This window comes from Acidovorax sp. (assembly GCF_034519795.1).
Lineage (GTDB): Bacteria > Pseudomonadota > Gammaproteobacteria > Burkholderiales > Burkholderiaceae_C > Acidovorax.
This window is the reverse complement of sequence record NZ_JAXHOB010000011.1, coordinates 20164-46386: the sequence shown is the minus strand read 5'-3', so window position 1 is coordinate 46386 and position 26223 is coordinate 20164. Positions and strand designations below refer to the sequence as shown.

The window sequence follows — 26223 nt, the reverse complement described above, 5'->3', positions numbered from 1 at the left end:
TTCGAGGCTGGCGTATCTGCCCCCCAATGTCTGTACGGTATCGCACATAGCGCCAGGGTACCGGCAATAGATTGCCAAAAAGGCTGCACGCTGTGCCGTTGCGCTGCCATGTCTCTATTTGTTGCGGCATTGTGCGACAGCGCACGGACGGGCCCACCTCGCGCCTCCATGCTTCAGACAGCACCGTTGCACCGCTCGGGAGTTACGGACCCTGCCTTGAAAACCACCGCTGTAGGCGTGATGCAACCCCCGAATGCAGGCGCGCCTGCAAGCCAGGACATCAGTGAAAGACCTGCCCATGCAGCCCAACGAATCGGAAAAACAAGCCGCAGAGCGGGCACAGCTCGTCGCCACCGCCGCAGTGGCCCGCTGGGAAACGATCGTCGAGGTTCTGACCCCGATCCTGGGGCACAGGGGGGTTGCCGCGCTGTACCGGCGCACCTTGAACGTCGCCGGCAGCGCGCATCCTTGCCTGATCGAGGCACACGAGGATGAGGAGCCCGTCAGCTTCAAGCGCCTGCGGCGCGTGCTCGCACAGCAGGATCCGGACGCAGCGGCTGCCGCCACCGATGCATCGCTGCAAACCTTCCGTGAGCTGCTGGACAGCCTGATTGGAAGCGCCCTCTCCCAGCGGCTGCTTGGCTCCGCAGGGTCCCCCATCTTCAGCGGCTCGCCCGCGCAGGACTCCCAGACATGAAGAGCAAAGTGACGATCAGGCAACTGGCCACCGGGGTCCCCGGCCTGGACGAGGTGCTGGGCGGCGGCCTCTCGGAGTTCTCCTTCAACCTGATCGCCGGCCAGCCCGGGTCGGGCAAGACCACGCTGGCGCACCATATGATGTTTGCGCTGGCCACACCCGAGCGCCCTGCCCTGTACTTCACGGTGCTGGGCGAGCCACCGCTGAAGATGCTGCGCTACCAGCAGCAGTTCGGGTTCTTCGACAGCGAGAAGGTGAACCACGCCATCCAGTTCATCAACCTGTCCGACGCCACCCTGGAGGGAGACCTGGACACCGTGCTGTGGCGCATCACTGAGGCGGTGCAAAAGCAGAGCCCGGCGCTGGTGTTTGTGGACTCGTTCCGATCCGTGGTGCTGGCCAACGAGGTGCTGGGCAAGTCGCAGGCAGAACTTCAACAGTTCGTGCACCAGCTGGGCATGCTGATGACCAGCTGGCAAGCCACCACCTTCCTGATCGGCGAGTATTTCAACGAAACCGATGCCAATCCGGTGTGCACCGTGGCCGACGGGCTCATCTGGCTGCGCCAGAGCGTGCAGCGCAACTCCATGGTGCGAAAGATGGAGGTGCTGAAGATGCGTGGCCAGCCGACCCTGCCGGGGCTGCACACCTTTCGCATCGAAAGCGATGGCATCCGTGTCTTTGCGCCCGTGGGGCAGGAACCGCAGGCGCCTGCCCCAGGCACAGCAGCGGGGGACCGTGCGGGGCGCCTGTCCATCGGTGTGCCGCAGTTGGACACCATGCTCGGCGGGGGCCTGCCGCGTGGCTACTCGGTGCTGGTGGCCGGCCCCTCGGGCTCGGGCAAGAGCATCCTGGCGGCGGCCTTCCTGGCCGAGGGCGCCCGCCAGGGGGAGACCGGCGTGATCGCCGCCTTCGAGCAGCAGCCCAGCGGCTCGCGCAACCCTGTGGTGGCCGCACTCATCGCCCAGGGCGTGGTCGGCATCGTGGACAGCCGCGCGCCAGACCTGTCCATCGACGAGATCGTGCACCTGCTCGTTGCCGAGATAGAGCGCCTGAAAGCGACCCGCGTGGTGATCGATTCGCTCTCGGGGTTCGAGCTGGCGCTGGCCCCCACGTTCAGGGACGACTTTCGCGAATCGCTGTCGCGCATGGTCACCGCACTGGCCCGCAAGGGGGTCACGGTGCTCATGACGTCGGAGCTGGAAGACCGCTACACCGACCTGCGCTTCAGCCCCTACGGCACGGCCTTTCTGACCGATGCCATCATCATGCAGCGCTACATCGAGATCGACAGCCGCCTGCGCCGCATGATCGCCGTGGTGAAGATCCGCGCCAGCGCGCACTCCGACGCAATGCACCTGTTTCGCATCGACGACGATGGCCTGCACATCGAAGACCGCATGGCGGGCTACGAGGGCCTGCTGGGCCCACGCCCCACACGCCCATCGGCCCCGCGCGTGGCCGCCACGCAGGGAGCCCGCTGATGCCGCAGCCAGACGCTGATCAGGCCGCGCAGGACCTGCAGGCGGCGCCGGTGGTCCATGCCATGGCACTGGTGGCCACGGACCTGCGCATCGCCTCGCAGGAGCTGAACGAACTGGTGCTGCAGATCGACAACGCGCGCGGCCTGCTGTCCGACCTGCACACCGAGCTGGAAGACGCCAAGGCGCTGGTCGATCCCGCCGCCAACCAGCACCTGGTGGAGGCCAACGCGCACCTGGTCATCAGCGCCCTGCAAAGCCAGGCCGATGCAGATCAGGTCACGCAGGAGCTGACCGCGCTGTCGCGCTCGGCAGAGCTCGACGGGCTCACGCAACTGCCCAACCGTGCCCTGCTGCACGACCGCTTCGTGCAGGCCATCGCTCACGCCAAGCGGCACCACACCCGCCTGGGTCTGCTGTTCATCGACCTGGACAAGTTCAAGTCCATCAACGACACGCTCGGCCATGCGGCCGGGGACACGGTGCTGCAGCAGACCGCCCGCTGCATGGAAGCCTCGATCCGCGACGTGGACACCGTGAGCCGCTATGGCGGCGATGAGTTCGTGATCCTGCTGACCGACATCGCCGACGTCTCGGACGTCAACCTGGTGTCCGACAAGGTGGCCGCCGCCATTGCCACGCCGATGACACTGGGAGACGAGCAACTGGTCATTTCTGCCAGCATCGGCGTGTGCGTCTACCCGGACGACGGGCTGGAGCTCAATGACCTGATGCTTCGCGCAGATGCGGCCATGTACCGCGCCAAGAGGATGAAGGACGAAGATCTGCCACCGCCCGAACCCGCCAGCGACCAGTGAACCTGGAGCTCACAAGGCCCGGCGCAACCAGCCAGTGGCCGGGGCTTGCGGGAGATCCTTCGCATCGATTGCAAAGCGCGGCACCGCACAGATGGGTGGGCACAGGGGCCGCAGACTGAAGGCCCCTCCCCACTCAGGAACCACCATGAAAAGCGACTCCCAACTCAAGCAGGACGTCACCGCCGAGCTCCACTGGGAACCTGCGGTCAACGCATCCCAGATCGGTGTTGAGGTGAAAAATGGCATCGTCACCCTGGCGGGCCATGTCGACAGCTACACCGAAAAGTGGAATGCCGAACGCGCCGCCCAGCGCGTCGCTGGCGTCACCGGGCTGGCCGTGGAGATGGAGGTAAGACTCCCAGGCCCGAGCCAGCGGGACGACGCAGACATCGCCCGCTCGGCGAACGACCTGCTCAATTGGTCGTCCTCGCTTGCCAAGGACAGCATCCAGGTCATGGTTGAAAAAGGCTGGGTCACCCTGACCGGCCAGGTCGGGTGGGACTTCGAGCGGCGCGAGGTGACTTCCAGCATCCGCAAGCTCATGGGCGTCACGGGGGTCAGCGACCAAATCACCATCAAGCCCGTGGTCTCCGTGACGGTGCTCAAGTCCGACATCGAAGCGGCACTGAAGCGGCGTGCCCACAACGATGCCGCGATGATCACGGTGAACGTGAAAGGCGCTGAGGTCTATCTGTCCGGGACAGCCCACACCTGGGCTGAACGGGACCTGGCAGGCCATGCGGCCTGGAGCGCGCCTGGGGTACAGAACGTGGTGGACAACATCGTCGTCACCTATTGAACCTGCAGCGCTGACCGCCCCGCGTGGGGGGCGGTTGGCCACCCCGTCACTTGAGCAGCCCCATGTTCAGCAAAGCCATGCACTGCAGCACGGCGGGGTATTCAGCCCCGTCCGCCGCCTGCCCGCTTCACACCGCCACAGCCTCTTTGGCAAGGCCCCATGCCTGCGACAGCTTGGCTGCACGCCTGTGGTAGGAGCCCTTGACGAGTTCTGCGCGCGCCTCGATCAGTGTGGCGGCGTCTCCCTTGGCGCGGCTGAGCTGGTTCTTGAACGAAATGGCCTTGTCCCTGGCCTCCGTCTCCAGGAAATCGACCCGGTCCTTCGCGCGCTGGACATAGGCGTCCAGGCGGCTACTGGTACTGGCGATCCTGGATTGCCATCCTGACCTGGCAGCGCCGCTGGCACGGGACGCCTCGGCCTGCAGCTCATTGATCTCTGACTTGAGCGCAGCGACGTCGTGGTCGAACTGCTCCTCGACCATTTCCGTGCGGCTTCGCCGGAACACCTGCGCGCCAACGGCTTCCAGCGCCGCGTCCACCGGAATGACCCATTCTTCTTCGATCTCGGCCACCAGAGCGACTTTTCCGGGGGTCAGAAAGCGTTCGGTCTCCTCTATGAAATCGCGGCCAACCCCTGCCACCCAGAAGTCGTGAATCGCGCCGGCAACCGAACCGGTGACCGCGCCCAGCGCCACACCCAAGGGGCCGCCCAGCAGGCCGATCATTCCCCCCACAGCCAGGCCGACACCGGCGCCGATGCCCCCCGGGTCCAGGGTCTTCTTCACTCGGACGGTGCCATCGGCGTCCTTGAGCAACACCCCGCTGGAGTACAGCGTGATGTCACCCGCTTCATGCAACTTGCGCAGGGCCTGCAAGCCTGACTGCGCTGCCACTTCGTTGTCGAAGATCGATACCAACATCTTGTTCATTGCCAATCCATTTCTTTGCCCGTTGGAAAACCACGCACCCACCACCCGCGATGGCTTTCAGCCGGTGGCGTTATCGATGGATTTGCGCAGGCGGGCTGTTGCAGCACTGACACCCGCTTCGAACTCCTTCCACCGGGCCACGGTGGCCTGCTTCATCTCCGCCAGCTTGGCTTCTGCGGACTTCACATCCCCTTGAAGAGAGGATATTTCCTGGTCGATCCTGGCCTTGGCATCGGTGGCAGCGACACCCGCCCGCTTCTCCAGGTCCGCCACCTTCGCCTTGGCGCGGGCGATGTCCTTGTCTGCATCGGACAGGAACTGGTCTCGTTTGCTCGTGTCGTTGGCATACTTGAACTCAGGCATGGACTGGATCGAGTCCTTCGTCGCGCCGGCCATCACCAGCCTGCCTGCATGGTCCTGGATCTCGGACACCGGAATCGCCACGTCGTGGCGCCCTATGCCGACAAAGCCGCCGGCGCTGACGATGACGTACGAGACGTTTCGTTCGGGAGAAATGATCAGGTCATCGACCTTGCCCACTTTCTTGCCGGCGTCGTTGTAGATGGTCTTGCCCATCAGCGTCTTCTTGACGCTCCAGCCCCTGGCAAGCTGTACCGACTCGGTCACCGTGGCGTCGAGCGTGGTGGTTGCACCGGCAACCTGGGACCAGGCGGGCGTGTTCAGGCACAGCGCGCTGCAGGCTGCCAGCGCGGCCAAGGCCAGGGGGGAGGGTTGAATCTTCATGGTGGAGTTCCTCGAATGTTTGCTGCCATTGCGCAACGGGTTGCGGATGCACCCCTGCACGAGCTTGTAAGGACTTCGGGGTGCTCCGTCTGTTCGACAACGCACGCCTGCAGACAACCCACCGCAGCCCCAGCCCCAAGGTTCGCCACCGCACAGACCGCAGGCCTCGGACGGGGTCAAGCTCAGGGTCCACTCAAAGACCCCGGGGGCCCCATGAAAACCGATAGCCAACTGCCGCAGGACGTGAGCGCAGGGCTGCAATGGGAGCCGTCCATCCGCGCGGCGCACATCGGGGCAGACGTGATCGCGTGCCGCGACCCGCTTGGAACAGTCATCGGCGTTGCCTGGGCACCCTTCGGAATGCAAGCGCGGCCCGCGCTGCAGCGGGCTTATTTGGGTTTGAAGCCCCCGCAAGCACGGGCTGCCGCCCTGTCCATCCACACCGTGCCTCACACAGAGGTTTCCATGCACCATTTCCTGTCCAACAACCGCGAGGAACTGATTGCGCGGTGCAAGCGCAAGGTGGCCGAGCGCCCCCGGCGCAAGGCGACCGACCAGCAACTGGCCCATGGGGTGCCCCTGTTCCTGGACCAGCTCACCCGCACCCTGGCGGCTGAGGAGGATGACGATGCCGCGACCAGCGTTGCCATTTCGGGCCCCTCGGGCGGCGACACGGGGGCCCTGTCCGAGATCGGCGTGAGCGCCACCGCACATGGAAAGGAATTGCTGCTGCTGGGCTACACCGTCGACCAGGTCGTCCACGACTACGGCGACCTGTGCCAGGCCATCACCGACCTGGCGTTCGAGCGGGATGCGCCCTTTGCCGTGGCGGAGTTCAGGACCCTGAACCGGTGCCTGGACAACGCCATCGCCGACGCGGTGACGGAGTTCAGCTTTCAGCGCGACGCGCAGCTGTCCGTGCAACAGCTCGCTGGCGAGAAGCAACGCCTCGGATTTCTGGTGCACGAGCTGCGCAATGCCCTGGGCACGGCCACCCTGGCAGTGCGGGCGCTGGAGCTGGGCCAGATGGCCATCAGCGGCGCCACCGGCGCAGTGCTCAAGCGCAGCCTGTCCACGCTGGGCTTGCTGATCAGCAGAGCAACCGCCGAAGTGCGCGGCGAGGGCTCGGACGGGCCCCAGGCTTTCTCCGTCGCCACCTTCATCTCCGACGTCGAACTGGCCGCGCGCCTGGACGTAGGCCTCAAAGGCGCCGTGCTGGAAGTCAGTGCGGTGGACCCTGCGCTGGCGGTCGAAGCCAACCGCGAACTGCTGCACGCGGCGCTGGCCAACCTGCTGCAGAACGCTTTCAAGTTCACGCACGAGAACACCGTGGTGACGCTGACGGCCCATGCCCTCGGAGAGCATGTGCTGATGGACGTCGAGGACCACTGCGGCGGCCTGCCCGCAGGCGGCGCCGGAAGGATGTTCATACCGTTCCGGCAGAGCCACGACAACCGCGCGGGCCTGGGACTCGGCCTGTCGATTGCCCGCCAAAGCATCGAAGCCGACCACGGCACCCTGACCGTGCGCGATGTTCCGGGCTCAGGCTGCGTGTTCACCATCTCGCTGCCCCGGCATTCCATGCCATAGGCCTTGCAGCAGGGACCACCGTCTCCGGCCCCGGTCGGCTTCGGAGGAGTGGCGATGCCCACGCCGGGAGCCCCCTGCCATTTTCGTGTGCCGCCATGCGCCGAGACGTTCGCCAGCGCACAGACCCAGAGGCACCTGGGTGCCAAGCTCACGCTTCATTCGCGATTCGGAGAACACCCATGAAGACCGACAGCCAACTGCAGAAAGATGTGAGCGCGGAGCTCGACTGGGAGCCGTCGGTGAGCGCTGCCCACATTGGCGTGGAAGTGGAGAACGGCGTGGTCACCCTGGCGGGGCATGTCGACTCGTACTCCGAGAAGACGAGCGCCGAGCACGCGGCGCAACGCGTCTCGGGCGTTCACGCCATAGCCACTGAACTCAAGGTTCGGCTGCCTGGCGGGAGCAAGCGCAGCGACGCGCAGATTGCCGGATGGGCGCAGAACGTCCTGGGCTGGACATCGTCCGTTCCTCCTGGTGCTGTCCATGTGATTGTCGAAAACGGCTGGGTCACGCTGTCGGGCTGCGTCAATTGGCAGTACCAACGGCGGGCGGCGGCAGAGGCCGTGCGGCATCTCACCGGTGTCGTAGGTGTCAGCGACAAGATCGAGCTCAAGCCTGCGGTGACTGCCAGCGCGGTTCAGTCGCACATCGAGGCTGCGTTGATGCGCTCGTCCATCTCGGAAGCGAAGAAAGTCACCGTGACATTGCGCGGGACGGAAGTCACCCTGGCCGGAACGGTCAACAGCTGGGAGGACCGGGAGATCGCGACCAATTCGGCGTGGGGCACTCCGGGCGTGAGCAGCGTTATCGACACCCTGACCTTGGCGCACTGATGCCCGTGCAACCAGCCAGCGGGTTGGCAAGGCCATGAGACCAGGCGGCCTGACCAGGAGCCTGTCGGACCTGGAAGTCGCCGACTGCAAATCGCTTTCGACGCTCCAAGCCCTACAGGCTCCTAACCCATAGAACAAGGAATTCACCATGTTTGAGCTGCCCGACGCACTCCTGCTGGCACGCATCCAGTTTGCGTTCACGGTGAGTTTCCACTTTCTGTTTCCCGCCATCACCATCGGGCTGGCCAGCTACCTGGCAGTGCTCGAAGGCCTGTGGCTGAAGACCGGGCGCGCCGACTACATGGACCTGTTCCGTTACTGGATCAAGATCTTCGCACTGGTGTTCGCCATGGGGGTGGTCTCGGGCATCGTGATGTCCTACCAGTTTGGCACCAACTGGGCCGTGTTCTCCGACAGGGCCGGCCCGATCATCGGCCCGCTGATGGCCTACGAGGTACTGACCGCGTTCTTCCTGGAAGCCGGCTTCCTCGGCGTGATGCTTTTCGGCATGAACCGCGTGGGCAAGCGGCTGCACTACACCGCCACGTTGATGGTGGCCCTGGGCACCTTCGTTTCGGCGTTCTGGATCCTGTCGGTCAACAGCTGGATGCAGACCCCGACGGGCTACGCGATCAACGCCAACGGCCAGTTCATCCCGGCGGGCAGTTGGCTGGCCATCATCTTCAACCCGAGCTTTCCCTATCGGCTGGCGCACACCCTGTCAGCCGCCTATCTGACCACCGCCTTTCTGGTGGGCGCCGTCGGTGCCTGGCACCTGCTGAAGGACCGCACCAACCCACGCGCGCGGCTCATGTTCTCGATGGCGATGTGGATGGCGGCCATCGTTGCACCGCTGCAGATCGTGCTGGGCGACCTGCACGGCCTGAACACGCTGGAGCACCAGCCGGTGAAGGTGATGGCGATGGAAGGTCACTACAAGAGCCACCCGCAAGGTGCGCCGCTGATCCTGTTCGGCATTCCCAACAGCGCCGAGGGCCGCGTCGACTATGCGCTGGAAATCCCGAAGCTGTCTTCGCTCATCCTCAAGCACGACCTCGACGCCCCCATGGCGGGCCTGGACACGGTGCCGGCGGCCGACCATCCGCCGGTGGGCATCGTTTTCTGGGCGTTTCGCACCATGGTGGGCCTGGGCTTCCTCATGGCCGGTCTGGGCATGCTGAGCTTGTTGGCACGCGCCCGGGGCCGGCTGTACGACTGGAAGTGGCTGCATCGCTTCGCACTGGCCATGGGACCGTCGGGCCTGGTTGCGGTGCTGGCCGGCTGGGTCACCACCGAGGTGGGCCGTCAGCCCTGGACCATACAGGGACTGATGCGAACCGCCGAGTCGGCCTCGCCGCTGTCAGCGCCTGCGGTGGCGGCTTCGCTGGTGGCCTTTGTGGTCGTGTACTTCGCGGTCTTCGGGGCCGGGGTGCTCTACATCCTGAAGCTGATGGCCAAGCCGCCCATGGTGCATGAATCGGCCCCGCCCAACATCCCCGCGCGCGCCGCCGGCACCACGCCCGCCGTGGCCTTGCGGCCAGACGTCCTGACCACCGAATAAGGGAAACGGCATGAACATCGACCTGACGCTGGTCTGGGCCCTCATCATCGTGGTGGCTGTCTTCATCTACGTGGTGCTGGACGGCTTCGACCTCGGCATCGGCATCCTCTTCAACACCTTCGAGGTGGGCCAAGACCGCGACACCGCGATGAACAGCATCGCGCCGGTGTGGGACGGCAACGAGACCTGGCTGGTGATGGGCGGCGGCGGCCTGCTGGCGGCCTTTCCACTCGCCTACGGCCTGATCTTCTCCGCCCTTTACGCGCCCATCATCGCCATGCTGCTGGCCCTGGTGTTTCGCGGCGTGGCCTTCGAGTTTCGCTGGCGAGATCCGGCCCACCGCGGCTTCTGGGATCTCGCGTTCACCGGCGGATCACTGCTGGCCGCTTTCTCGCAAGGCATCATCCTGGGCGCGCTGCTGCAGGGTGTGGCCATCAGCGGGCGGGCCTACGCCGGCGGCTGGTGGGACTGGCTCACACCGTTCTCGCTGCTCACCGGGGTGAGTGTGGTCGTGGCCTATGCGCTGCTCGGATCCACCTGGCTGGTGATGAAGGCCGAAGGCGCGCTCCAGCGCCAGGCGATTGCCATGGCCTGGTGGCTGGGCGGCGCCACGCTGGCGGCCATCGGGGCGGTCAGCATCGCCACCTTGTTCCTGAGTGCCGACTACTTCAGCAACTGGTTGGCCTGGCCCAACCTGCTGTGGGTGGCCCCGGTGCCTGTGTTGGTGGCCTTGGCCAGCGTGGCCTTCGTGCGCAGCCTCAGGGCGGGCAATGAGACAGCGCCATTCCTGCTCACGCTGGGCATCTTCCTGTTGAGCTTCGTGGGCCTGTGTGTCAGCGTGTTCCCGTACATCGTGCCAGGTGCAGTGACCATCTGGGACGCGGCCACCGACCGCAGCGGCCAGGTCTTCATGCTCTGGGGCACTGCCTTCGTGCTGCCCATGATCCTGGGCTACACCGCCTGGTCGTACTGGGTGTTTCGCGGCAAGGTCGCCGCAGACGGGTACCACGCATGAAACCCCGTCTCTTTCGTTGGCCGGCCATCACCACCCAACGCTCCGACGAGCCCCTGCTGCCGCTGTGGAACCGGCTGCTCTGGATGGCCGGCATCTGGGGTGCAAGCACCACCGCGCTGCTGGGGGTGGCAATGGTGTTGCGCTGGGTGCTGAAGGGCTGAATTGCGTGCCCCAACGGGCGCGACGTTCGATGGCAAGCGTCGGCTACCGCACAGACAGCACTCACTGAAGAACATACCCTGAGATGTGCTGTCACTCGCTTGCGGAGATCCACTATGAGCTTTGAAGGCTCTTGATTTTCTGGGCGGACGACACTTCGCCAGGGGCAGCAAAAGCACCGCTGGCCTGGGCTGAAAAATGAAATACAAAGACTACTACGCCACGTTGGGTGTGCCGCGCGATGCCACCCTCGACCAGATCAAGAAGGCCTACCGCAAGCTGGCCCGCCAGTACCATCCGGATCTCTCCAAGGATGCCGATGCCGAGGCGAAATTCAAGGAGCTGGCAGAAGCCTATGTGACCCTCAAGGATGCGGAAAAGCGCAGTGCCTACGACCACATCGGCAAGCATGCCCCCGGCGAGGAGTTCCAGCCGCCGCCGGCCTGGGACCGCTCTGCTGGCAGCAGCGGCCCCACATTCGCGGACATGGACCTGGCCGACCTGCTGGCGGCCATGGGGCACGGGCGGGCGGGCCGCCAGAGCGACCGAGGCCCCGCGCCGGGCCGCGATTTCGACACCACGGCCCGCATCAGCCTGGAGCAGGCGCACCAGGGAGCCAAGCTCACCCTGGAGCTTGATGACGGTGGCGCCGGGCGTGCGCTGGAAGTGACGATTCCGGCGGGCGTGCGCGATGGCCAGAAGCTGCGCCTGCGTGGGCAAGGTGGCAAAGGGCACCAGGGCGGCCCCAACGGGGACATCTACCTGCACATTGCCCTGGCGCCGCACCCGCTGTTCCAGGTGCAGCAACATGACCTGTACTTCCACCTGGCGCTCAGCCCCTGGGAGGCGGCCCTGGGTGCGCAGGTGGAGATTCCCACCCTGGGCAACCCCATGCTGCTGACGGTGCCTGCGGGCACCTGCCACGCCCGCAAGCTCAGGGTGCGCGGGCAAGGCCTGGCCAATGGCCATGGCGGCCGCGGAGACTTCTATGCCGTGGTGCACCTGGACATTCCGAAGACGCTTTCTGCCCGCGAGCGGGAGCTGTTCCAGGAACTGGCCGGTGCATCGGATTTCAACCCCCGTGAAGCAACCACCCTGGAGCATGCCCATGGCCCCACAAGCACATGACTGGCACTGGCTGGACCAGCGCGCCAGCGTCAGCCTGTCCGACCTGTCCCGAGCAAGCGGGCTGACCGCGCAGGAGCTGGCGGAGCTGGTCGACTACGGCGCCATCGCGCCACTGACCTCGGAGCAGGAGGAGCAGCACTTCAGCGCGCAGTGCCTCGTGCCGCTGCGGGCCGCGGTCAAGCTGCGCGTCACCTATGACCTGGACATCTTCACGGTGGTGCTGCTGATGGACGGGCTGCAGCGCATCGAGGTGCTCACGCACCGCATCAGGACACTGGAAAGCCAGGTAGCGCGCCCCCATGGCGCATTGCCACAGGCCATGCCAGAGCCGATCGATGTCACGGCCGAGTACAGGCCGTCCTGAACACAGCCAGGATCTTCAGGCAACCTTGGTCATGTAACCCATCCACGGCCAATAGGTCAGGGAGAAAATCACCAGCAGCGCAGTGGCCGCCAGCGTGATGGCGATGCCGGTGCGCACGAAGTCGCGGGCATCGAAGGTACCGGTGCCGTAGGCAATCATGTTCTGGGGTGCGTTGACGGGCAGGATGAAGCCAAAGCTCACCACGAACTGCAGCAGCATGGTCATGCCGACCACGTTGATGCCCGGGGTCTGCACCGCCAGGAGCACGCTCATGATGATGGGGATCATGGTCGATGCCAGTGCCGTGGCGCTCGCGAACCCCAGGTGGATCACGATCAGGAACAGCGACAGCAGCATCAGGATGGCGAACGCGCTGGCCTGTTGCAGGCCCAGGTTCTGCACGATGAGGTGAGCCAGCCACCCGGCGGCCTGGGTCTTGAGCAGTGCCGTGCCGATGCTGATGCCGACCGCGAACAGCACCACCGTGCCCCAGGGAAAGCCGCGCTGGGACTCCCTCCAGTCCATGACGCCCAGGCGGGGCAGCAGCATCAGGGCGATCGCCGCGATGGTGGTGGACGAGGTGTCGAAGTCGTGCAGCACCTTCTCGGTCGCCCAAAAACCCAACAACGCCAGCACGATGGCCAGCAGCTTCCACTCCCTGCTGCTGGTCTTGCCGATCAGGTCGAGCTGCCGCCGTATCGTGGCCTGGCCGCCCGCGATCTCCTTCATCTCGGGCTTCATCATGCGCGTCATGATGAAATAGACGGCGATGCTCAGCAGCGCGGAGAACGGTGCTCCGGCGATGAACCATTCGAGCCAGGTGATGCTGGCCTGCAATTGCTTTTCGATGAAGCCGATGGCCACCATGTTCTGTGCGGCGGCGGTCTTGATGCCCACGTTCCACACGCTGGCGGTCTGCGCGGCGGTGATGACCAGCAGGCCGGCGAAGCGGCTGCGCCTGTCCACCTGGAAGGCCAGGATGAAGCCCATCATGATGGGCACGAGGCACGCCACCCGCGCGGTGGTGCTGGGCACGATGAACGACAGCAGAAAGCCCACCCCCATGGCACCGATGACGATGTGGTTGGTGCGCGCATCGACCCGGGACAGCACCAGCAGCGCGATGCGCCGGTCGAGCCCGGTGGCCGTCATGGCCGCGGCGATGAAGCAGGCGGCCGCCACCAGCGCGACCGCACTGTTGGAGAAGCCCGAGAGGGCCAGACCCAGCGCCGCGCCTGTGCCCATGGCTGCGCCGGCAGGCCGGGCCGCATCGGGCACGGCGGCCAGCAGGAAGATCATCAGGGCACCGATGACCACGGCGCTCACCGCGTAGTCCAGCGCCTCGGTCATCCAGACGATGACGGCAAACGCCAGGATCGCCAGCATGGCCTGGCCGGCCGGCGGCAGGCCCTGCGCTGCGGGCATCCACAACACGGCAAGGAGCGCGGCCACGGCCAGAAACAGCCCGGCCGTCTTCACCAGGTGCCGGCCCGGAGCGGGAGGCTCGGGTGGCACGGGCAGCGCGGGTCCGAGGTCAGGGAGTGTGGGCGCAGCGAGTTTCATGATTTTTTCCTTGTGAGCAGCTTGCGCAGCTCGCTGAACCACAGCACGGTGCTGCCCATCGCTCCGCAGACCAGCCATTGGCCTGGCGACAGTGGCGCGGTGCCGAAGGCCAGGTTCAGGACCTCCAGGTGCACCACGCCCACCTGCAGCAGGGCGGACAGGGCCACCGCGCCCCACAGCCAGGGGTTGGTGGCCAGGTTGGCGAAGGCGCTCGCGGTCTCGGAGCGGGCGTTGAAGCAGTTGAACAGGTGGGCGAAGACCAGCACGGTGAAGCCTGCCGTGCGGGCATTGGCCAGGTCGCGGTCGCCCTCGATCAGGCCACCGGGCAGGTACATGTCCATGGTGAGCAGGGTGGCCACGGCCACCACCACACCGATCTGCACCACGCCCCACCACATGGCGGCGTCGATCACCCGCTCACCCGGGTGGCGGGGCTTGCGCGCCATGGCGTCGTCGCTGGTGGGGTCCATGCCCATCGCCAGTGCGGGCCAGGAGTCGGTGATCAGGTTCAGCCACAGGATCTGCGTGGCCAGCAGCGGCAGCACCAGCGCGCCGCCGGGCACGGTCAGGCCGATGACGCCGGCCCCCACCACGCCCAGGAACACGGTCAGCACCTCGCCCATGTTGGACGACAGCAGGTAGCGCAGAAACTTGCGGATGTTGTCGAAGATACCGCGCCCCTCGCGCACCGCTTCGATGATGGTGGCGAAGTTGTCGTCGGCCAGCACCATGCGGGCCGCGCCCTTGGCCACCTCGGTGCCGGTCACGCCCATGGCCACGCCGATGTCGGCGGCCTTGAGCGCGGGGGCGTCGTTCACGCCGTCCCCGGTCATCGCGACGATGTGGCCGTCGGCCTGCAGGGCGGCCACGATGCGCAGCTTGTGCGCGGGCGCCACGCGGGCATAGACCGAGGTGTGGCGCACCGCCTGGGCAAAGGCCGCAGCGTCCAGCGCATCGAGCTCGGCCCCGGTGAGTGCCGTGGCGCCGGGCGGCACCAGCCCCAGGTCGGCCGCGATGCGCGCCGCCGTGCGCGGGTGGTCGCCGGTGATCATGATGACCCGTATGCCGGCGCGCCGTGCCTCGCGGATCGCCACCGCCGCCTCTTCGCGCGGGGGGTCGATGATGCCCGCCGTGCCCACGAAGATGAGGCCGCGCTCCAGCGCATCCACCGCCTGCAGGTCCTCGTGCGCGCCCAGGGGGCGGTAGGCCACGGCCAGCGTGCGCAGGGCGTCGCCGGACAGGGTGTCCACATCGGCCAGTATCTTCGCGCGCAAGGTGGCGTCCAGCGCGACCACGTCCATCCCCACCCGGGCGTGGGTGCACAGGCCCAGCAGCACGTCGGGCGCGCCCTTGCAGATGAGCACCCGCTCGCCGCCGTGCTCCAGGTCCCGCTCGATGGTGGACATGCGCTTGCGCTCGGAGGTGAAGGGGTGCTCGGCAATGCGCTCGAACCGCTTTTTGCGCCGCGCCGAGGCACCGAGCTTGTGCTCGGCCACCAGGAACGCGGCCTCGGTGGGGTCGCCGTGGACTTGCCACGCGCCGTTGTCGGCCTGCTGCAGCGATGCGTTGCCCGCCAGGCTGCCGCCGCTGAGCAGCACCACCTGTTCGGCGTGCAGCGCGCCCGGCTGCAAGGGCGTGCCGGCCCGCTGCACCTGGCCTTCGGGAGCGTAGCCCACGCCCGTGACATCGGTGGCGCCGGAGGCGGTCATGATGCGTACCACCGTCATCTCCGAACGCGTGAGCGTGCCGGTCTTGTCGGTGCAGATGACCGAGGTGGCGCCCAGCGTCTCCACCGACGACAGGTTCTTGATGATGGCGTGGTGCCCGGCCATGCGCTGCACCCCCAGGGCCAGCACCACCGAGAGGATGGCGGGCAGCCCCTCAGGCACGGCCGCCACGGCCAGGGCCACGCCCAGCAGCAGCACGCCGACAACCTCGGCCATGCTGTCGGGCCGGGAGATGAGCAAGATGGTGCCCACCACCACGGCGGCGATGGCCAGCACGGCCACGCCCAGCATGCGCCCGATGTGGGTGATCTCCTTTTCCAGCGGCGTGGGCTGCTCCACCGTGGCGGCCAGCATGCCGGCAATCGCGCCCATCTGCGTGGCCATGCCGGTGGCGACGACCAGCGCGCTGCCGCTGCCCTGGGCGACGAAGGTGCCCTTGAACACCATGTTCAATTGGTCGCCCAGTGCGGCGGGGCCGGGCAGGGGCGCGGGGTCCTTGAGCACGGCCTCGCTCTCGCCGGTGAGCGAGCTCTCCTGCATGCGCAGGGCGGCTGCGCGCACCAGGCGCGCATCGGCGGGCGTGGCATCGCCCTCGGCCAGCACCAGCAGGTCGCCCTTGACCAACTGCGCGCTCGGCACCCGCTGCACCTGGCCGCCGCGCACCACCGAGGCGGTGGGCGCGCTCATGCGCGCCAGCGCGGCCACGGCGTCGTGCGCCTTGGCTTCTTGCACATGGCCCAGCACCCCGTTGAGGAGGACGATGGCCGTGACGACGATGGCATCCACAGGCCAGCCGTGCAGGCCCTCGAACACCCACGCCAGCAGCGACACCACGATCGCGCCCAGCAGCAGGTAGATGAGTGGGTCCTGGAACTGCGACAGCAGGCGGCGCCAGGCGGCGGTGCGCGGGGTGGCCTGGAGTTCGTTGGGGCCGTCCTGGGCAAGGCGCTTCGCTGCTTCGTGTACGGCAAGGCCGTGCTGCAGATCGGTACCCAGCATTTTGGCCAGGTCGTCGGCCTTCTGGGTCGTAAAGTCGGGCGGTGGCGGCACTGTCATGCGAACAGCGCCGGAACGCCCCGGCGGGGCGCCGGATCGACCGGCGGGGCATAGCCCACGCGCGCCCACATCTGCACCGTTTGCGCCAGCCCTGGCGCACCGAGCAGGCGCCTGATGCGGGCATGGGGGGCGGCCTGTTCGGGGTATTCCTGCAGGGCCTGCTGCAGGGGCTGCATCGCCAGACCCTGTGCGGTGGCGGCGAGCTGCACCCGCATATAGGCGCGCCCGGCACCAATCTGTGTGCGGCGGTCGTTGCCCTCGGTCACCATCCACAGGAAGGCAGGCGTGGAGGCCAGCTTCTTGCCGAAATCCTCGATCTGGCTGGTGGTGGCGTAGTCATCGGGGGCCGGGGCCTTGCTGCGGTCGAACAGCCCGAAGCGGTTGAGCCACACGACCGTGGGGTCCAGCAGGTAGAGGCCGTCGCGGTGCTTTTCGATTTCGGCGGCCCCTACCCGCAGCACCTGGTAGGTTTCGAGCACCACGCGCGGCGTGACCATCTCGATGCGCCACGCCTGCGCCGCGATGTCGCGGTGCTGGGCCATCAGCCCGGCCTGGTCCATGCCCACGAAGCCCAACCGCGATGGATAGAGGGCGACGGCGTCGGCCATGGCCTGCCATGCGGCGGCCGGCACCGGGCGCTGGAGGTCGTACAGCTGCCGGTTGGTGCGGCGCTGCAGGACATGGGCGAACAGCGGGTCTTTCTGCACCGCCGGGTCGGGCGACAGCCGCACGCGTGCCACGGGGCGCTGGTCGATCTGCCCTGGCGCGAACTCGCCTTCGGGAAACAGCGTGATCTCGGCCCGCAGCCCGCGCTCGCGCGCGGCCATGTCGAGCAGCTCCAAAAATGTGCCGTGGCTCATCATGGTCTGGCGCGAGAACGGATCGGAGGCAGGCAGCAGGCGATGCAGGTCGCAACGCAGCAGCATCTCGCCGGGCGTGCCGAGGTCCACGCGCCACGACTGCAGGTTGTGGGAGTGCGGCGCCAGGATGGCGTAGCCCAGGATCCACCGGCGGACATCGGCCTCCTGCCCGGGGCCCTGCCATGGCGCGATCGCAGCCGGGGGCATGGTTTGGCTGCAGCCCGCCGAAGCAGCCGCTGCGGCCATTAGGGCGGCGCCACCGGTTACCCTGGCGAATTGGCGTCGATGCATGGCAAGTTCCTTACTGGGCCCGCTGGCCAAGACGGTTCAACCTGGCGAGCCATTGCGCGGCGTCTGCGGGCTTGAGGTCGCCACACAGGCCGATCAGGGTTTCATGGACCGGCGAGATGCCGCACAAGCCGAGGATGTTGCGCTCCAGCGACTTGATGCTGTGGGCCCGGAAGTACCAGCGGTAGACGATGGCGGGCATGCCCATCGTGGCCACCACGCGTGCCGAGCGGCCCGTCAGGCCCTTCTTGCCGAAGGTGTTGCCACCGGCCTCCCGCGTGAATGCAAAGCCGGGCCGGGCCACCTGCTCCAGAAAGCCTTTGAGCAATGCCGGCATGTCGCCCAGCCACTGGGGAAAGAACAACACGATGTGCTCGGCCCAGCGGATGTCGTCCTGTGCCTGCTGCAGTGCTGGTGGGAGCTCGCCGGCCTCCCACGCCTTCTGGCTGCGCAGCAGCGGAAAGTCGAGGCCGGCCACGTCGACCTGGCGTATGGCATGGCCCGCATCGCCCGCGCCGCTTGCGTAGGCCTGGGCCAGCGCATGGCACAGGTGGGGCTCGCTCGCGTCGGGGTGGCCCTGGATCAGCAGGACTCGTTTCAGGGGCATGGGAGGGATCCCGGCAGGCCGTTCCCTACTGGCCTGTGGATCGCTCATGCCTCGATGATCACCTTCAGCGCCTTGGTCTCTGCGGCCCGGCCAAACGTGTCGTAGGCCTGCAGGATGTCCGCGAGCCGGAAGCGGTGGGTGATGAGCTGACTGGCGTCGATGCGCCGGGACTGCACGGTCTTGAGCAGCATGGGCATGGACACGGTATCGACCAGGCGCGTGGTGATGGTGATGTTGTGCGACCACAGCCGCTCCAGGTGCAGGTCGGCCTTGACGCCGTGCACGCCCACGTTGGCGATGGTGCCGCCGGCGGCCACGATGTCTTCGCACATCGTGAAGGTGGCCGGGATGCCGACGGCCTCGATGGCCGTGTCCACCCCGCGCCCGCCGGTCAGGGCCATCACCTGCTGGGCGGCGGTGCCATCGGTGCTGTTGACCGTGGCCGTGGCGCCAAAGCGCTTGCCCACGGCCAGGCGGTTGTCGTCCAGGTCGACCATGATGATCTCTGACGGCGAGTACAGCTGCGCCGTGAGCAGGGCCGCCAGCCCGATGGGCCCGGCGCCGACGATGGCCACCGTGGAGCCGGGCTGGACCTTGCCGTTGAGCACGCCGCACTCGAAGCCGGTGGGCAGGATGTCGCTGAGCATGACCAGCGCCTCTTCGTCCGCGCCGTCGGGAATCGGGTACAGGCTGGTGTCGGCATGCGGGATGCGCACGAACTCGGCCTGCGTGCCGTCGATGCGGTGGCCCAGCACCCAGCCACCGGTGCTGCAGTGCGAGTACATGCCCTTGCGGCAGTTCTCGCAGCGCCCGCAGGCGCTGATGCAGGAGATGAGCACCCGGTCGCCGGCCTTGAAGGTGGTGACGCCGGGGCCCACCGAGTCGATCACGCCCACGCCTTCGTGGCCCAGGGTGGTGCCGGGCTGGCAGGTGGGCACGTCGCCCTTGAGGATGTGCAGGTCGGTGCCGCAGATGGTGGTGCGGGTGATGCGCACGACGGCGTCGGTGGCATCCTGGACGGTGGGCTTGGGGCGTTCGTCCAGCTTTTTCTGGCCGGGGCCGTGGTACACGAGGGCGAGCATGGTGAGGGGTCCTTGTGGGGTGGTCATCAGGGTGCCAGTCCACTGTCTGCGCCATCCCGACAGCTGTCAGTGCGCTGGCGCACGAATCCCCCAGGGAGTTGCTCTATTGCGCCGGCGTTTGATCCTGATCAAACCTGCTGCACACAGGGCTTGCAGGGCCATTGCAACCAAAGCCAGCTAGGATGGGCCCTTTGCAGACACCGCCCGGGCAAGTGCCCTCCTCCCCACTCCCCACCTGCTGCCCCACCACCCCATGCGCCCCACCCCTGCCGACACCGCCCCGCCCCTGGACACGCTGATGGTGGCCACCTGCAATGTGCTCAACCTGGCCAGCCCCGGGCGCCTGTTCTACCCCAACCAGGATGCCTACACCGAGGCCGAATACGGGCGCAAGGTGGCCTGGCTGGGCGACCGGTTTCGCACGCTCAACGCCGACGTGCTGGCCGTGCAGGAGGTGTGGGACGAGGCGGCGCTGAAGGCGGCCATCGCGCACAGCGGGCTGCGCTACGATTTTGTGGCGGTGCCCGGCGCCGAGAACGATGCCACGCGCCATGGTGCCGAGGGCACGCCGCGCGTGGGCCTGGCCACGCGGCTCAAGGTGGAGGCGCTACAGTCGTTCGCCCACTTCCCGCCGGCCTTCCAGGTCGACGTGCCGGGGCTGGGGCCGCACACGCGCTTCGAGCGCCCGCCCCTGGTGGCCACGCTGCGCATGAAGCATGGGCAGCGGGTGAACGTGCTCACGGCGCACTTGAAATCCAAGCGCCCCAAGTTCTTGCAGGACGCGCAGGGCCATGCGCTGGAGGACAAGGACGACCGCAAGGTGGGCGCCCTGGCCTCGCTGCGCTCGCTGGTGATGCGCGGCGCCGAGGCCATGGCCCTGCGCTGCCTGGTGATCGACCTGCTGCAGCGCACCAGTGTGCCGCTGGTGGTGATGGGCGACTTCAACGACACGCCCGACAGCGTGACCACGCAGCTGATCTGCGCCACCAACGAGATCGCCTACGACCGCTCGGCCCGCGACGTGGCGCTGTTCAACGCCTACGATCTGCAGGGCGAGATGGCGCTCAAGAAGGACGTGGCCTTCTCCCACATCCACCAGGGCTCGCCCTCGGTGCTGGACCAGATCCTGGTGAGCGAGGAGTTTTTGGCGCGCGGGCGCAACAGCCTGGGCGACGTGCGCCGGGTGGAGTATTTCAACGACCACCTGCACGAAGGCCGCGACCGCACACGCTCGGACCATGGATTCGTGCGTGCGCTGCTGCGGCTGCAGATGGAGCCGCAGCGTGCGCAGCCTGCCCCCGGCCCGGTTGCTGCGGCCCAGCCACCGGGCTAGAAGGGCACCCTCGCGCAGAGGGCAAAGATCACCCATTTGCCTGCGCACGGCGGTAGATGCCGGTGCTACATTCCTCCGAGAAAAAAGAGGAACAGACAGATGCGTTGGAAAAGCATCGCCATGGCCTGCCTGGGCCTTGCGGCCCTGTCCGCAGGCGCGCAGGTGCACCGCTGCAAACAAGCGGACGGAAAAATGGTCTACAGCGACCAGCCCTGCACCCGCAGCCAGACGGGCGGGGTGATCCTGCCCGACCCGAGCGTGCGCGAAGTGGCCTGGGAGCAGGCGCGCAACCGGGCCCAGGGGGCTGGTACAGCCAACTCCGCCCCCTGCCGCGCAGCCAAGGGCGAGCTGGCCCACCTCGTCGGCCTGCGCACCCTGTCGCCCGAAGAAAAGCGCATCCGCGTGCAGGCCCAGGAGACGCGGGTGGCCGCCGCCTGCGGCACCGAGCCGGCGGGCGCGAACCCACCGCCTGTGGCCGGCAAGGCGCCTGGCGCGACGGCAGCTGCGCCCGTGGTCCTGATCTACTGCGATGCCGGCGTCTGCCACGACAACAAGGGCGGGGTGCACATGAAGAGCGGGCCTGACTACGTCGATTCGGCCACCGGAAAGCGCTGCGCGCGCGTGGGCGCCCAGACCCTGTGCACCTGATCTTCACCTGACCTTCTCCTGATCTGCACCCGAGAAACCCCTCGGCACCCAGGGCACCGCGCCAGCCCAGGCTTTGCAACACGGCGTGCCGGCTGACACAAGTGGTAACGAGGCGCCCAGTAAGATGCCGGACCAAGCCCCGGATTGCGTGCGGGCTACGAGACCAATATGACCATGCCCAGAAGAGCCCCTACCTCCACACCGCCCCAGCAACCCGACGCCCGCGCCAGCCGCTGGCCGGTCCGTACGGCCGCCGCCGCCCTGGTGGCCGTGCTGCTGGCGGCCTGCAGCAGCACGCCGCTACCGCCCTGGAATGCGCCGGGTGCTGCCGCGCAGCGCCCCAATGCCCCGGCCCCGGTGCCCCGGGCGCAGCCAGGCAAGGTGGTGCCCGCGCCCCTGGGTTCTGCCCAGCAGGCGCCCGCCCCCCAACAGAGCGCCGCCACGGGCGTCATCGCCGCTCCGTTGCCGCCCACGGCGCCCATCGTGGGCCGCAACGAGCCCCTGGCCACCCCGCCCTATGGCCCGGCGGTGATGGCCCGCTTCCCGGACCCCACGGTGCGCTACAGCACGCCGGGCCTGGCGCCCGACCGCCGCGCCTTCACCACCAATGCCGAGGTGGAGCAGTGGCTGCAGTCCGTGGCCTCGGGCACGGCAGGCGGCCCCTCGCGCGCCAGCGTGCTGCGCCTGGGCACCTCGCAGCGCGGCGAGCCCCTGCTGGGCCTGCTGCTCACCCGCGCAGCCGGCGACGACCCGGCCAGCGTGGACGCCGGCAAGCGCCCGACGGTGGTGCTCATCGGCCAGCAGCACGGCAATGAGCCGGCCGGTGCCGAGGCCCTGCTGGTCATCGCCCGCGAGCTGGGCCAGGGCCTGCTGGAGCCGCTGCTCGAACGCATCAACGTGATCGTGGTGCCGCGCGCCAACCCCGATGGCGCGCAGGCCGACACGCGTGCCACGGCCAACGGCATCGACATGAACCGCGACCACCTGCTGCTCAAGACGCCCGAGGCCCAGGCCATCGCGCGCCTGGTGCGCGACTACCGCCCCATCCTGGTGGTGGACGCGCACGAGTACACCGTGGCCGGCCGCTACAAGGAAAAGTTCAACGCCGTGCAGCGCTACGACGCACTGCTGCAGTACACCACCACGGCCAACTACCCCGAGTTCCTGACCAAGGCCTCGCAGGAGTGGTACCACCAGCCCATGGTGGCCGCGCTCAGGGCCCAGGGCCTGTCCAGCGAGTGGTACTACACCAATGCCACGGGCGCGGACGACCGCACCCTGTCGATGGGCGGCGTGCAGCCCGACACGGGCCGCAACGTGCACGGCCTCAAGAACACCGTGAGCCTGCTGGTCGAGACGCGCGGCGTGGGCATCGGCGCGCTGCACATTCAGCGGCGCGTACACACCCAGGTCACGGCCATCGCCAGCGCACTGCGCTCCACCGCCGAGCGCGCCGCCAACCTGGAGCAGGTGCGCGCCTTCGTGGTGCGCGACATCTCGGCCAAGGCCTGCCGCGACAACGTGGTGGTCGAGGCCGGGCCCACCCCCACGCAGCGCGAAGTGGTCTTCATCGACCCCGAGACCGGCATGGACCGCCCCGTGCGCGTGGACTGGAATTCGTCGCTGAACCTGCGCACCCTCAAATCGCGCGCCCGCCCCTGCGGCTACTGGGTGTCGCAACAGGCCGCCCCGGTGGTCGAGCGCCTGAAGCTGCTGGGCCTGCAGGTGCTGCGCATCGGCGAAGGCGGCTCGCTGCTGGCCGACACCTACCGCGAGACCGCACGCGAATCGTCCGAGCGCCGCGATGTGCTGGGCACCATCAGCGACAGCGCCGACATCATCCGCGTGCAGGTCACCCCCGTGCGCGCCGCCATCGACGTGCCTGCCGGCAGCTACTACGTGCCCCTGAACCAGCCCCTGGCCCACCTGGCCGTGGCCGCGCTGGAGCCCGATACGCAAAACAGCTACTTTGCGAACCGCCTGGTGGAAGACCTGTCGCAGACGGTGCGCATCATGTCCACGCCGTCGCTGGTGTTTGAAGAGACGGAGTGAGCCACACGCTACACCGGTGAACGCGCATGCCAAGCAGCACCTTGACCAGCCACTTCTGGGTAGGCCGGGCTTCGCAGGAACAGGTGGACAGCTATTTCGCCGAGGCCCCTGGCGGCGAAGACCAGGGCGACCACGCCCCCATTTCCGCCTTTGCACGCGACCAGGGCGCCAACTGGTACGACCATGACTTTCTGGAGTACGGTTGGGACGGTGAGGCGAGCACCACCGGGCAACTGGTCGATGGCTGTTCGTACAGCGACCAATGGGCCGACGAACTGGCCCACCGGGTCGCGGCACAAGGCATTGCCGGTGCCAACTTCTTCGTCTTCATCCGCCAGGACCAGATCGAACAGCCGCGATCGGTGCAGGGTGAAGGGATGTGGCTGAAGTACCTGGGGACCATCACACACCGCATCTGAGAGGCTGAAAATCTTTCGTCCAAGCCCGCCTTGCACGCCAAAACACCCCGGCTCGTCGTTGCAAATGCTCGCCATAGCCCGAGCTATGGCTGCGCTGTGCGCCTAGATCCGAGGCGTTGTGGCGCACCTTTCGGGCACGGCCAAAAAACTCTCAGCCTCTGAGCCGGTGCAATCCGTGGTGTCGGGGCAGAATGGCGCCCATGGGCCCCGACAACACCACCCCCTCCCACCCGCAACCAAGCTACCGCGGCAGCTGCCTGTGCGGCGCCATCCACTACGAGGCCCGCGCCGAGATCAAGGGCGCCTCGCATTGCCACTGCGGCATGTGCCGCAAGGCGCATGGCGCGGCCTTCGGATCCTATGGGAATGTGCCGGTGGGCAGCTTTTCCTTCACGCGCGGCGCCGACCTGGTGAAGCACCGCGCGTCATCGCCGGGCGTCACGCGCAGCTTCTGCCCGGAATGCGGCTCGCCGCTGACCTGGCACAGCGAGCACGGCGATGCAGCGGCGTGGATGTCGTTCTCGCTGGGGACGCTGGATACGCCGTTCGTGCCGGCGAAGGCGTTGCGCAGCATCCATGCGGATTCGGTGCCTGCGTGGCATGGGGGCGAATGGCCGCACGGACCTGGGGCGGCAGGTAGCGCGTAAGCCCGGGGGGTGGAAGATGACATCCGGCGAAATTTGTTCGCAGGGCGTTCAAGCAAACCCTCCCTCTGACGCCAGCGCCTGCGCTGTCAGTTCTTGGGCCTGAAGCCTATCGACAGCCGGGGAGGAACATTGCCGTCCATATCCGCAGGAACCCGCTGTACCATCCGCAGCGCACGAAGCACCGCAGTATCCCACAGGGCGTTGCCGCTGGGGGATACCAGTCTCAGCGCCTGTATCGCACCATCCTGTGACAGCCTGACCTCCACCTCGGCCATGGGGTTGCCCGGTATCTTCTCAGGCACCACGATGTAGGGCCGAACCAGACGCTGCACGCGGCTGGCATAGCTGTCGGCCGAGGGTTCCAGCGCAAACCGGACAGGAATGGTGTCCGACACCGGACCCGGCATGCGGGTGGGAAAGAACACGCTTTGCTGGACCGACTCAACGGCGGCCTGGTCAAGTTCAGCATGGCCGGAGCTTCGCGCCACCTTCACCTCTGTGGGGTACCCGTCTGGCTGCACCTGCGCCCTGACCTGCACCTCGCCCTGCAGGCCCTTCAGCTTTGCGCGCAGGGGATAGACCGGCGGCCGGAAGGACTCGTACACCAGCGTCCCAGGCGGGGGCAGGTTGCCCTCCCATTCCACCCGAACCAGCAACCGTTGCGCACCGGCCGCCAGTGCTGCATCAGACACGGGCCCCAGCTCAGGCGTGGCCAGTGCCAACTCCATCATCCGCTGTGCCGCCGTCAACGCACCACGGGACTGACCCACCCACACCTGCTGGACCTTGCCGTCGGCGTCTACCTCAGTCAGCAGCGTCACCGATGCCGCGTCACGGGTTGAATGCATGCCTTCATCAAGCCGCGCGCTCAACTGCGACTTCAGGCGCTCCAGCTCCTGCAGCACTGCCGCATTGGTAGAGTTGACCTCGCTGTGGAGCCGCTCGCGGGCGGAAGTTGCAGTGACCAACCCAGACATGACGTCCTTGCCTACACGGGCGATGGACGGCGCCACCACCAGCCCCCTGCGCCTGCCTGGGGCGACGGTGGCAACAGCCGGAGCATCGACAGAGGGCGGCACCCTCAGGGCCTTCAGGTGCACGATCACGTGCCGGCCCTTGGCCCGGTCCTCAGCCGTTTTGGACGCCTCGGCAAAACCCTGCACAAGGGTGACAGGCACCGTCTGCGGCAAACCTGCAGCGCGCAGGTACTTCAGGACATGCCTGGCCCGCAGCAGGCCGATGTTGCGAGGATAGCTTTGCATGGTTTCCATGAGATCGCCCCTGCCAACCAGCGACACGGAAAGCACCTGCGATGCCTGCGAGGCATCCCGGATGAATTGATCCAGGCTATCGAACTCGGCATCTGTCAGGTAGGCCTGGTCGGGCGCGAAGAGCACCCGCGCAGAGTAGAGGGTCTGCACCGCCTCCCCCTGGCGGTCCGTTTGCATCCGAAACTTCTCACCGGGTTGCGGTGGCTCGCTGGCATTGAGCCGTGCAATCCCGAACGAGCGCGGGCCAGGGTCGCCGCAGGTATCCAGGTGAACTCTCAGAACATCCACAGTGGCCTGGGCCTCGATATCCTGGTGCGAACACGCCCGAACCGGAACCCCGGATGCGGCACAGAGCTTCCCCATGGCCAACACGCCCGCCAACGCCATCGCGCAATGAACCACCCACCCCCTGCGCCCGCGCGGACGCACGGCATATGCCAAATCGTGCATGTGTTGCACCCTCCCTCGAAGTCTGATCCGTCTTGCTTTTTTAGCGGCCTCATGCGCTGCCACCACGCAGTATGTACCACGCCCAGATGACGGGGGAACGCCC

At 67.2% G+C, this 26223-nt stretch carries 24 protein-coding genes; 16 read left to right on the top strand and 8 right to left on the bottom strand.

Features of this window, described 5'->3' with window-relative positions:
• Positions 1–298: 298 nt before the first annotated feature.
• The 4 genes from U5N23_RS13470 (at position 299) to U5N23_RS13455 (ending at position 3795) form a co-directional block, all read left to right on the top strand.
• Complete coding sequence (locus tag U5N23_RS13470; RefSeq protein ID WP_322593319.1) at positions 299–697, top strand: hypothetical protein; 399 nt, start codon at positions 299–301, stop codon at positions 695–697.
• Positions 694–2181 carry an ATPase domain-containing protein gene (locus U5N23_RS13465; RefSeq protein ID WP_322593318.1) on the top strand — a complete coding sequence of 496 codons (1488 nt, stop codon included), beginning with the start codon at positions 694–696 and terminating at the stop codon, positions 2179–2181. Before U5N23_RS13470 ends, U5N23_RS13465 begins: the two co-directional genes overlap by 4 nt.
• Complete coding sequence (locus tag U5N23_RS13460; RefSeq protein WP_322593317.1) at positions 2181–2996, top strand: GGDEF domain-containing protein; 816 nt, start codon at positions 2181–2183, stop codon at positions 2994–2996. Before U5N23_RS13465 ends, U5N23_RS13460 begins: the two co-directional genes overlap by 1 nt.
• 145 nt (positions 2997–3141) lie before the next feature.
• A complete protein-coding gene (locus U5N23_RS13455) occupies positions 3142–3795 on the top strand; it encodes a BON domain-containing protein (RefSeq protein WP_322593316.1) in 654 nt (217 codons plus the stop codon).
• Positions 3796–3922: 127 nt separating this feature from the next.
• On the opposite strand, the gene U5N23_RS13450 is transcribed toward U5N23_RS13455, so the two are convergent.
• Both U5N23_RS13450 and U5N23_RS13445 read right to left on the bottom strand, forming a co-directional pair.
• Positions 3923–4723, bottom strand: coding sequence for a DUF1269 domain-containing protein (locus U5N23_RS13450; RefSeq protein ID WP_322593315.1), 801 nt, complete (start codon positions 4721–4723; stop codon positions 3923–3925).
• 57 nt (positions 4724–4780) lie between these two features.
• On the bottom strand, positions 4781–5467 hold the full coding sequence (locus U5N23_RS13445; protein ID WP_322593314.1) for a PRC-barrel domain-containing protein: 687 nt from the start codon (positions 5465–5467) through the stop codon (positions 4781–4783).
• Positions 5468–5932: 465 nt separating this feature from the next.
• On the opposite strand from U5N23_RS13445, the gene U5N23_RS13440 reads away from it, so the two are divergent.
• The 7 genes from U5N23_RS13440 (at position 5933) to U5N23_RS13410 (ending at position 12117) form a co-directional block, all read left to right on the top strand.
• Entirely contained in the window at positions 5933–7057 is a 1125-nt protein-coding gene (locus U5N23_RS13440) for a HAMP domain-containing sensor histidine kinase (RefSeq protein ID WP_322593313.1), read from the top strand.
• A 179-nt stretch (positions 7058–7236) separates the two neighbouring features.
• Positions 7237–7890, top strand: coding sequence for a BON domain-containing protein (locus tag U5N23_RS13435; RefSeq protein WP_322593312.1), 654 nt, complete (start codon positions 7237–7239; stop codon positions 7888–7890).
• 148 nt (positions 7891–8038) lie between these two features.
• The gene (locus tag U5N23_RS13430; protein ID WP_322593311.1) at positions 8039–9451 is read left to right on the top strand and encodes a cytochrome ubiquinol oxidase subunit I; all 1413 of its coding nucleotides are present in this window, start codon (positions 8039–8041) and stop codon (positions 9449–9451) included.
• 10 nt (positions 9452–9461) lie between these two features.
• Positions 9462–10466, top strand: a complete 1005-nt coding sequence (gene cydB / locus U5N23_RS13425) for a cytochrome d ubiquinol oxidase subunit II (RefSeq protein ID WP_322593310.1) — start codon at positions 9462–9464, stop codon at positions 10464–10466.
• Positions 10463–10627, top strand: coding sequence for a DUF2474 family protein (locus U5N23_RS13420; protein WP_322593309.1), 165 nt, complete (start codon positions 10463–10465; stop codon positions 10625–10627). The genes cydB and U5N23_RS13420 overlap by 4 nt, the downstream gene beginning before the upstream one ends.
• Positions 10628–10823: 196 nt before the next feature.
• Complete coding sequence (locus U5N23_RS13415) at positions 10824–11753, top strand: J domain-containing protein (protein ID WP_322593308.1); 930 nt, start codon at positions 10824–10826, stop codon at positions 11751–11753.
• Entirely contained in the window at positions 11734–12117 is a 384-nt protein-coding gene (locus U5N23_RS13410) for a chaperone modulator CbpM (protein WP_322593307.1), read from the top strand. Before U5N23_RS13415 ends, U5N23_RS13410 begins: the two co-directional genes overlap by 20 nt.
• 15 nt (positions 12118–12132) lie before the next feature.
• Here the strand turns inward: U5N23_RS13410 and U5N23_RS13405 are convergent, their stop codons facing one another.
• The 5 genes from U5N23_RS13405 to U5N23_RS13385 all read right to left on the bottom strand — a co-directional run bounded on the left by U5N23_RS13405 (position 12133) and on the right by U5N23_RS13385 (position 19300).
• Complete coding sequence (locus U5N23_RS13405; RefSeq protein WP_322593306.1) at positions 12133–13680, bottom strand: DASS family sodium-coupled anion symporter; 1548 nt, start codon at positions 13678–13680, stop codon at positions 12133–12135.
• On the bottom strand, positions 13677–16463 hold the full coding sequence (locus U5N23_RS13400) for a cation-translocating P-type ATPase (RefSeq protein WP_322593305.1): 2787 nt from the start codon (positions 16461–16463) through the stop codon (positions 13677–13679). The genes U5N23_RS13405 and U5N23_RS13400 overlap by 4 nt, the downstream gene beginning before the upstream one ends.
• Positions 16460–17530 carry an Acg family FMN-binding oxidoreductase gene (locus U5N23_RS13395; RefSeq protein ID WP_322593304.1) on the bottom strand — a complete coding sequence of 357 codons (1071 nt, stop codon included), beginning with the start codon at positions 17528–17530 and terminating at the stop codon, positions 16460–16462. Before U5N23_RS13395 ends, U5N23_RS13400 begins: the two co-directional genes overlap by 4 nt.
• A gap of 94 nt (positions 17531–17624) precedes the next feature.
• Positions 17625–18218 (bottom strand): NAD(P)H-dependent oxidoreductase, encoded by a 594-nt coding sequence (locus tag U5N23_RS13390; RefSeq protein ID WP_322593303.1) that lies wholly within the window; start codon positions 18216–18218, stop codon positions 17625–17627.
• A gap of 44 nt (positions 18219–18262) precedes the next feature.
• Positions 18263–19300 carry a zinc-dependent alcohol dehydrogenase family protein gene (locus U5N23_RS13385; RefSeq protein WP_322593302.1) on the bottom strand — a complete coding sequence of 346 codons (1038 nt, stop codon included), beginning with the start codon at positions 19298–19300 and terminating at the stop codon, positions 18263–18265.
• Positions 19301–19553: 253 nt separating this feature from the next.
• Here U5N23_RS13385 and U5N23_RS13380 point away from each other — a divergent pair, with 253 nt between their 5' ends.
• From U5N23_RS13380 to U5N23_RS13360, 5 genes are all read left to right on the top strand, one after another.
• Entirely contained in the window at positions 19554–20633 is a 1080-nt protein-coding gene (locus U5N23_RS13380) for an endonuclease/exonuclease/phosphatase family protein (protein ID WP_322593301.1), read from the top strand.
• A 99-nt stretch (positions 20634–20732) separates the two neighbouring features.
• Complete coding sequence (locus U5N23_RS13375) at positions 20733–21281, top strand: DUF4124 domain-containing protein (RefSeq protein ID WP_322593300.1); 549 nt, start codon at positions 20733–20735, stop codon at positions 21279–21281.
• 168 nt (positions 21282–21449) lie between these two features.
• Entirely contained in the window at positions 21450–23333 is a 1884-nt protein-coding gene (locus U5N23_RS13370; protein ID WP_322593299.1) for a M14 family metallocarboxypeptidase, read from the top strand.
• 26 nt (positions 23334–23359) lie between these two features.
• Positions 23360–23752 (top strand): immunity 22 family protein, encoded by a 393-nt coding sequence (locus U5N23_RS13365; RefSeq protein WP_322593298.1) that lies wholly within the window; start codon positions 23360–23362, stop codon positions 23750–23752.
• Positions 23753–23952: 200 nt separating this feature from the next.
• A complete protein-coding gene (locus U5N23_RS13360) occupies positions 23953–24399 on the top strand; it encodes a GFA family protein (RefSeq protein ID WP_322593297.1) in 447 nt (148 codons plus the stop codon).
• Positions 24400–24485: 86 nt separating this feature from the next.
• On the opposite strand, the gene U5N23_RS13355 is transcribed toward U5N23_RS13360, so the two are convergent.
• Positions 24486–26120, bottom strand: coding sequence for a TonB family protein (locus U5N23_RS13355; protein WP_322593296.1), 1635 nt, complete (start codon positions 26118–26120; stop codon positions 24486–24488).
• Between the last annotated feature and the right edge of the window lie 103 nt (positions 26121–26223).

Bases quoted from the DNA above. Each gene is read 5' to 3' on its own strand.
- U5N23_RS13390 (WP_322593303.1), bottom strand. From the start codon at position 18,218: ATGCCCCTGAAACGAGTCCTGCTGATCCAGGGCCACCCCGACGCGAGC.
- U5N23_RS13400 (WP_322593305.1), bottom strand. From the start codon at position 16,463: ATGACAGTGCCGCCACCGCCCGACTTTACGACCCAGAAGGCCGACGAC.
- U5N23_RS13370 (WP_322593299.1), top strand. From the start codon at position 21,450: ATGACCATGCCCAGAAGAGCCCCTACCTCCACACCGCCCCAGCAACCC.
- U5N23_RS13460 (WP_322593317.1), top strand. From the start codon at position 2,181: ATGCCGCAGCCAGACGCTGATCAGGCCGCGCAGGACCTGCAGGCGGCG.
- U5N23_RS13465 (WP_322593318.1), top strand. From the start codon at position 694: ATGAAGAGCAAAGTGACGATCAGGCAACTGGCCACCGGGGTCCCCGGC.
- U5N23_RS13450 (WP_322593315.1), bottom strand. From the start codon at position 4,723: ATGAACAAGATGTTGGTATCGATCTTCGACAACGAAGTGGCAGCGCAG.
- U5N23_RS13455 (WP_322593316.1), top strand. From the start codon at position 3,142: ATGAAAAGCGACTCCCAACTCAAGCAGGACGTCACCGCCGAGCTCCAC.
- U5N23_RS13360 (WP_322593297.1), top strand. From the start codon at position 23,953: ATGGGCCCCGACAACACCACCCCCTCCCACCCGCAACCAAGCTACCGC.
- U5N23_RS13430 (WP_322593311.1), top strand. From the start codon at position 8,039: ATGTTTGAGCTGCCCGACGCACTCCTGCTGGCACGCATCCAGTTTGCG.
- U5N23_RS13405 (WP_322593306.1), bottom strand. From the start codon at position 13,680: ATGAAACTCGCTGCGCCCACACTCCCTGACCTCGGACCCGCGCTGCCC.
- U5N23_RS13355 (WP_322593296.1), bottom strand. From the start codon at position 26,120: ATGCACGATTTGGCATATGCCGTGCGTCCGCGCGGGCGCAGGGGGTGG.
- U5N23_RS13365 (WP_322593298.1), top strand. From the start codon at position 23,360: ATGCCAAGCAGCACCTTGACCAGCCACTTCTGGGTAGGCCGGGCTTCG.
- U5N23_RS13395 (WP_322593304.1), bottom strand. From the start codon at position 17,530: ATGCCCCCGGCTGCGATCGCGCCATGGCAGGGCCCCGGGCAGGAGGCC.
- U5N23_RS13415 (WP_322593308.1), top strand. From the start codon at position 10,824: ATGAAATACAAAGACTACTACGCCACGTTGGGTGTGCCGCGCGATGCC.
- U5N23_RS13445 (WP_322593314.1), bottom strand. From the start codon at position 5,467: ATGAAGATTCAACCCTCCCCCCTGGCCTTGGCCGCGCTGGCAGCCTGC.
- U5N23_RS13410 (WP_322593307.1), top strand. From the start codon at position 11,734: ATGGCCCCACAAGCACATGACTGGCACTGGCTGGACCAGCGCGCCAGC.
- U5N23_RS13380 (WP_322593301.1), top strand. From the start codon at position 19,554: ATGCGCCCCACCCCTGCCGACACCGCCCCGCCCCTGGACACGCTGATG.
- U5N23_RS13420 (WP_322593309.1), top strand. From the start codon at position 10,463: ATGAAACCCCGTCTCTTTCGTTGGCCGGCCATCACCACCCAACGCTCC.
- U5N23_RS13385 (WP_322593302.1), bottom strand. From the start codon at position 19,300: ATGCTCGCCCTCGTGTACCACGGCCCCGGCCAGAAAAAGCTGGACGAA.
- cydB (WP_322593310.1), top strand. From the start codon at position 9,462: ATGAACATCGACCTGACGCTGGTCTGGGCCCTCATCATCGTGGTGGCT.
- U5N23_RS13470 (WP_322593319.1), top strand. From the start codon at position 299: ATGCAGCCCAACGAATCGGAAAAACAAGCCGCAGAGCGGGCACAGCTC.
- U5N23_RS13435 (WP_322593312.1), top strand. From the start codon at position 7,237: ATGAAGACCGACAGCCAACTGCAGAAAGATGTGAGCGCGGAGCTCGAC.
- U5N23_RS13375 (WP_322593300.1), top strand. From the start codon at position 20,733: ATGCGTTGGAAAAGCATCGCCATGGCCTGCCTGGGCCTTGCGGCCCTG.
- U5N23_RS13440 (WP_322593313.1), top strand. From the start codon at position 5,933: ATGCACCATTTCCTGTCCAACAACCGCGAGGAACTGATTGCGCGGTGC.